Origin of the sequence: Okeania sp. SIO2C2 (assembly GCF_010692625.1) — a bacterium.
Classification (GTDB): domain Bacteria; phylum Cyanobacteriota; class Cyanobacteriia; order Cyanobacteriales; family Microcoleaceae; genus Okeania; species Okeania hirsuta.
This window is the reverse complement of sequence record NZ_JAAHGM010000013.1, coordinates 184,675-191,494: the sequence shown is the minus strand read 5'-3', so window position 1 is coordinate 191,494 and position 6,820 is coordinate 184,675. Positions and strand designations below refer to the sequence as shown.

Below are 6,820 nucleotides of genomic sequence, written 5' to 3'. Positions count from 1 at the left end.
GCGATCAAAAGGTAGTTTTAGTGTCAAAGTTAATTTACTCATAGTAGGATTAATGATAACACAACCCTACACAATTGTGTAGGACAGTACGGGATCAATCCCGTGGCTCATGTTTCATCCAGGGGTTGAAACCCCCAGGCTCTCATCTTCAACCCAAACTTTTGTAGTAAGGCCTAGTAAATATTAAGATAAGGTAGGTATTTGAAATTTTCCCGGCGATGCGCTTAGGTTACACCTTGAAATTACCAAACTTTGCTACTCATTGCTGTGCTTTTTCCTAGGTCATGCTGCGCAAACATGTAGGCGACAGCCAAAAATATGATTTTGCTTTCTGTCGTTTGGAATTAAACACAATTTATGATAACTCTTCGCTTCATATTCTGGGTTTTATCCAGATACTAATAAGTTAAGCACACCTTTAGGCGATCGCATTGCCGATATACCGATCTATTAGGTAAATAATTACCATTTTGATCTTTTTTAGATTGATTATCTTTTGCCATATTTGACACTTTTAAATATTCTCAAATATGACACATGTTTTATTCGATAATTCCCACCAATTTGGCAATAAGCAAAATTAGATACCTGATTTTATCTAAGTTTTACAGGAACAATCATCAAGTAGAAAAAACTACTCTTTTGAAAAATTTTTCTCATTCTTTATATTATATCATATCCGCTTAATAGATAGTACGATCAAACTCCGCGTGTGCTGACGCGAACAAAAAATATTCTCCGGCCTTATCTTTTTTTAGCTTCTTTCTCTTTTCTACTCCCTAGTCTCTTATTTATAATGGGACAAAATATTACTTATTACTTTTTCCTGATTGAAATTTTATTCAAGCACTTTTTAAGATAGTGAGGTATAATCTTCATCCCTATTCCCTATTCTCCCAAAACTGCTGTAAATGAAATTTCAAATCACAATTTCTCCCTTTAAAATTGCTAAATACTTAACTTTTGGCGTGATATTTTTAACTATATGCAGCATCGCCATTCAGATAGGTAAATACATTTTTGATTACCGTGAACCCTGGACAAGATTATTTAATCTCGACCGGGAAATGAATATTCCAACTTGGTATTCAGCTTTAATGTTAATATCTTGTGGATTAATTATTCGCGGAATTTTTGCCATAAAAAAATCGCTGTCTGACCGTTTCTGGCGACAGTGGAAAATTCTCTCAATCATCTTCTTTCTATTAGCATTTGACGAAATAGCTAGCATCCATGAAATTTTGATTATTGATGACTTAGCAGATACTTTAAATCTTCCCAGTTTCTGGCATTCAGTGTGGGTAATTCCTGGAACAGTTTTAGTAATAATTTTTATCTGGAAATATTGGAAATTTATATTATATTTACCAAAGCAATTGCGCCGATATTTCTTAATTGCTATTAGTTTATATGTGGGTGGTGCATTGGGTATGGAAATGGTCGGAAGTTACTATGATGGAATTGATGGTCAGCAGAATTTAGTTTACGCAATGTTAGCCACCGTAGAAGAAGTAATGGAAATGATGGGATGTGTGGTTTTTATCTATGGTTTATTAACTTATTTAGGTGAGTTAAGTGCAGAGTTACAAGTTAATTTTCACATTAACAATAAGGGTTAATTTTAGATCGCAGGAGTAGGTATTACTCTAGGGAAAAAATTGATAATACCAATTTGGAAAAAGAATGTTACGAATTAATTTGGGCAGTTAAAAGGCTTTAAAGGAGATGCCTCTTGGACGAAAAAGATAAATTACAACCTAATAAATAGTATTAAAGCTATTAATTCTGACTCGGTAACTTCCCCTCCTGGGAGGAGTTAGGGGTGGGTTTAATTCTAAGAAATAACCTAGTTATTTGTAGCAAATATTTATCAAATTGGTATAATATCATGTCCTTTGGTATCGTTGGTGTAAAAACTTAGGTAATATCTACTTTTTCTTGATTTTAAATCTTCTTCCTTCTTCCTGACCGAATAATTATTAATTGTTAATTATTAGTTGTTAAATTGAGCTTTATCTTTATCCCTTATGGGTTTAATACCCCACTGTCTAGTTGGTATAATATCATGTCCTTTGGTATCGTTGGTGTAAAAACTTAGGTAATATCTACTTTTTCTTGATTTTAAATCTTCTTCCTTCTTCCTGACCGAATAATTATTAATTGTTAATTATTAGTTGTTGAATTGAGCTTTATCTTTATCCCTTATGGGTTTAATACCCCACTGTCTAGACGCTGCAAATACGCTTGGTGAGGTGAGAATCTCCATCGACCGCATTTTTCTGACTACTGAATTCTGACTTTTTCTTCAAAATACTGATGTACCTGACTTAATATAAATAGAATAGCTAAGGCAACCACTTAGGATGAATACCAGTTAGAGGCAACTCTTCTGGTTTAAGTTGCCACTGGGAATCATCTTCTGGCATTTTTGAGTCTAAAGGTAACATCCATAAACGACTAATTTTTCTAGTGTTTTTTGTATTTTCTTGTTCTTGTTCTTCTTGATTTGATATTGTCACCATTTGGTCAAATAATAATGCTAAACCATCTGGTGATAAATCCATATTAACTTCCTGTTGGTTTGGCAAAATAACCAAAGGTCTTAACAAATTTCTCTTAAGATAAAATGCTGCGATATAAGGTTGTTCTTGATATTCTTCTTCCTTCTCTACTACTTGAGTTAATAAACAATAAAGAATTCTTTTATTCGGGTCAAATTCTGCACTGAGAATATTACCATAAGGACGAGTTCGTAATACCTCTCGCTCTTGACCTTGATTAGTCACAATATAAAGCGATCGCGTCCCATCTTGATTATATTTTACCATGGTTGCCATGGAACCATCAGGAGCAAAATTTAATACTGTTCCAAATTTTGGTAAGAATATTAAATCCTCTGAATCTGTTTCTGGATTTATTGGTAAAATGGAGGTTCCTTCTCCTTGTAAAATTACTAAACTTTTGCTATCTGGGGTAATTAAAAAGTCTCCACCTTTTTGAATTATTCCATCTTTATTTGTTAAATGTTGTGCTTCTTTTCCTAATTCTAATACCCACGGACCGGAATCGAAAACATCTTTTCTATTTACTCGTTGAATAACAATTTTTTGACCATCAGCAGATAAATCAAATTTCAAGTTTTGGTATTCTAAATTATCAAGAACTTTTTCGATTTTACCTGCAACTTCTGATGATTTTAATTTGGCATCTCCAGGAGTAAAATTAATCCCAGTTGTCACAGTATATATTTGTTGTTCTATCAGAGTCGGAACTTCATTTTGCTTTTCAACTGCCGAAAATAAAATCTTTTCACCTTGGGGAAAAAATTTAAAATCCATTACTTCTAAATTTTTCGGACTTAGTATTATAGGCCGTTGCTTTTTAGTTAAATTAATTAAGATTAATCTGCCTTTTTCCTCTCCTTGAAAACCTATATAAGCAAATGCGCGATCGCGACTTCTAAATAGACCTTGAAAAGGCTGCATTACCTCCCCTTGATCCAAGCCATAAAACTTTTCTTTTGCCCCTGATAATTTCACTTTATACTGATTACCATAGGGAGCAGGTTCTAAAATTGTATAAGCCATTCTCCGACCTGCCCAACTCACTTTTCCTGGTAAAGGTGGTTCTATTGTTAAATTTTTTTCAACACTTGCATGGTTCATGGGTCGATTAAAATTTAGTATAAAAGCTGTATCTTCAGCTCCTATTTTTTTGTCTTGCCAGCTAAAGTCTTTAACTTTTGGAGTTGTACTTCCACCACCCACAAATAACAGACAAATTAACACAGTTAAGCCGAGAATCAAAGTAATAGCAACTCTGTCCAAAGGTTGTCGTAATTCCTCTAAAAGAATGTCTTGATTTTCGCGAAATAGATGATTAATTTTTTTTCTTAAATTTACCATTTATTTTTCCTTTATATCCCACAGTTAAAGAAGGAAGTCAGAAGTTATAAATCAGAAGTTATTTTTGTTACAGGGATTTTGAGCAACCCTAAAAAAATATTTCGCCTTAAAAGGTGGGGCTGCGCGACCCAATTATTTTGATAAAAGTTTCGGACGAGTTGAAAATTGTGCTTAATCATAATAGTGTTTACTACCGTTTGAAGACTTATTCTTAATATTTATAGAGGATTATTTGTGAGATGCTATGATTAAGCGGAGATAATATTATCTTTTTCTTTTGAGTTTAATATCCCACCGTCTACATAGTGTTTAAAATTTCTTGTGGTTTGAGTCCCCATCCACTTCTTCCTTCTTCCTTCTTCAATAATCATAAGGATTTTTCGGCTTAGGAATTGGTTCAATTTTAGATGGAGAAATTGTTAGTTTACGTTGACTATTCAGCTCATCAGTAATCATTTTACCTTCAACTTTCAACCAACCATCTTGAGGATATTTACTCCGACTTCTGCCTTCTGGTAATTTAACTGGTAATCCTACTGGATAAGCATCAGCAGCACAACAAGTCAAAATAAATCTAGATATCCAAAAATATTGCTCAGATAATCCAGGAGGATAAATTACAAACCCAGTTACTTCAACTTTTTGCTCATTATAAGCATCTGGTTCTGGATAAACATTTAAAATTCTAATCCATTCAATCAGTGATCGCTCTTCTGGTTTAGTAGCACTACGAAATTCTTGAGGTTGAGTTCTAGTAACTGGCAAAGATTCTGTTAAACCTCTTTGTAATGCTGTTTGACTAGCAAAAACTTGAGGAGTAATCATCAATGCTAGTAGAGCTGATATTAATAATAAACCACTACTCCAACCAGGAGGAAAAAGATTAATATGCTGATTTTCAATACTGGTTAATATTTGTTTTGATTGTCTCTTCAATCTTTGACTTTTGCGAATACTCCATAACTCTAAAATTTTCAATCCACCTAATAAGAGTAAAGCAATTCCAGCTCCCACTGTTAAACCAAAATAACGAGGATGAATTAATATGTATAACTTGCTTGTCATCCAATAATGCAATAACATAAAACCCCAAACAAAAATTGCTATAGCATCTATCCAAGAACTATATTTTTTGAGTAGGGAAAAAAGTGACTTGTAAACTTTCATCTGATTAAAATTGCCCCACTTATGTGAATAATATAGCAAGGAACGAGTTGGTGTTTTATTGTTGATGTTTTACTTATGCTAATGATCAAGCTTAGACAGAGAATTTTCCTACTCCTAATCCTACTCCTACTGTTGCCTGTTCCCTGTTCCCTTGATTAAAATTGCCCCACTTATGTAAATAATATAGCAAGGAACGAGTTGGTGTTTTATTGTTGATGTTTTACTTATGCTAATGATCAAGCTTAGACAGAGAATTTTCCTACTCCTACTCCTACTCCTACTGTTGCCTGTTGCCTGTTCCCTGTTCCCTGCTATAAGTTAATTTAACTCAAATATAAATTCACAATCAAAGCCATAATAAATGTTAATTGTGCTGCCAATACCATTAAATAAATTACAACCCGCGACCGAAATACTGATAATAATAAACCAACAGCTTTGATATCAATCATCGGTCCAAAAACCAAAAAAGCTAATAGGGAACCACTGGTAAAAGTTGCAGCAAATGACAAAGCAAAAAAAGCATCCACAGTCGAACAAATAGAAACCACTGCGGCCAAAGTCAGCATAGCAATAATTGAACTAATAGGACTCTGACCAAGACTCAGAATAAATTCACGGGGTGCAGCAACCTGAATCATTGCAGCGATCGCGCTACCAATAACTAACACTCCACCTAAGTCTTGTAACTCTTGCACCATACTATTTAACAAAGATAAAAGTCGCTGTCTATCAGGTGCAACGAACAGAGATTTCCAGCTTATATCTTTGTTAGAAGTAGTTTGACTACTCACACCTAGTGGACTTTGATTAATAGTACTAGCTTCTACTTGCCAAAGTGGGATAGACTCAAGGGGCATAGACGTGGTAGATTGACCTAGAAAAAATGTTCCTGACTGTAAAAGAGGAGAAGTTTCAACTTTTTGAGAAACTGACTGTTGAGGTCTAGGCAATAGACGAGCAGTTTTAGGTTGCAATAATGGTCGCATATCCTTTTGTACGCTGAATACCCAACCAATAATTGTTGCTATTGCCAGAGAAAATACCACTCGTAATACCACTATTTCTGGCTGGTCTCTAAAAGCAGTCCAAGTGGCCCAGATTACTATGGGATTTACTGTTGGAGCTGCCAATAAAAAACCAATTGCTACTGAAACTGGCACACCTTGTAGTAATAAACGTCGAGCAACCGGAACATTACCACATTCACATACCGGGAACAAAAAACCAACTAAACTACCGACAAATGCTCCTAAAAGAGGGTTTTTAGGCAGATATGTAATTAATTTACGTTCATCAATAAACCACTGTAATATTCCGGATAAAATCACCCCCAACAGTAAAAATGGTATTGCTTCTACCAATAAACTAAGAAAGAGGGTGAAAGCATTATTCAACTGATTTGTCAGCGTTGATGCCATCTTTATATTTACTTTAGATTTACTCTTTAAACTTTTTTTCCTAAGTATTTTCTTTGGTTCAATAATCGCCTAGGGATCGATATTAATTTTTTAAATAACTATACATAATATTTACAATGTGAGTATATACTAAAGTAATCTAGAATAATTAGCCTCTCTAGGTATATACAATTTCTTTCGACAAATAAATAATATTTAAATTTTATGGTTAACTTATCTAGCTTTAAGTTCTTGATCTTACCACCTCTGGAAAACTCCCTGCCAAAAACTTTTCAGGAGTTAACTGTACAAAATTTATGTTGATAGTAATCAATCAGGAGAAGTAGC

At 34.0% G+C, this 6,820-nt stretch carries 5 protein-coding genes; 1 reads left to right on the top strand and 4 read right to left on the bottom strand.

From position 1 onward, the window contains the following. Nucleotides 1-911 precede the first annotated feature (911 nt). Complete coding sequence (locus F6K18_RS13760) at nt 912-1,619, top strand: hypothetical protein (protein ID WP_287521553.1); 708 nt, start codon at nt 912-914, stop codon at nt 1,617-1,619. Nucleotides 1,620-2,345: 726 nt separating this feature from the next. Here F6K18_RS13760 and F6K18_RS13755 read toward each other — a convergent pair. The 4 genes from F6K18_RS13755 to F6K18_RS13740 all read right to left on the bottom strand — a co-directional run bounded on the left by F6K18_RS13755 (nt 2,346) and on the right by F6K18_RS13740 (nt 6,493). After that, on the bottom strand, nt 2,346-3,905 hold the full coding sequence (locus F6K18_RS13755) for a hypothetical protein (protein ID WP_287521551.1): 1,560 nt from the start codon (nt 3,903-3,905) through the stop codon (nt 2,346-2,348). Between the two features lie 248 nt (nt 3,906-4,153). Further along, the gene (locus tag F6K18_RS13750; RefSeq protein ID WP_287521549.1) at nt 4,154-4,276 is read right to left on the bottom strand and encodes a hypothetical protein; all 123 of its coding nucleotides are present in this window, start codon (nt 4,274-4,276) and stop codon (nt 4,154-4,156) included. Further along, a complete protein-coding gene (locus F6K18_RS13745) occupies nt 4,266-5,072 on the bottom strand; it encodes a TIGR03943 family putative permease subunit (RefSeq protein WP_287521547.1) in 807 nt (268 codons plus the stop codon). Before F6K18_RS13745 ends, F6K18_RS13750 begins: the two co-directional genes overlap by 11 nt. A gap of 323 nt (nt 5,073-5,395) precedes the next feature. Further along, nucleotides 5,396-6,493, bottom strand: a complete 1,098-nt coding sequence (locus tag F6K18_RS13740) for a permease (RefSeq protein ID WP_287521545.1) — start codon at nt 6,491-6,493, stop codon at nt 5,396-5,398. Nucleotides 6,494-6,820 lie beyond the last annotated feature (327 nt).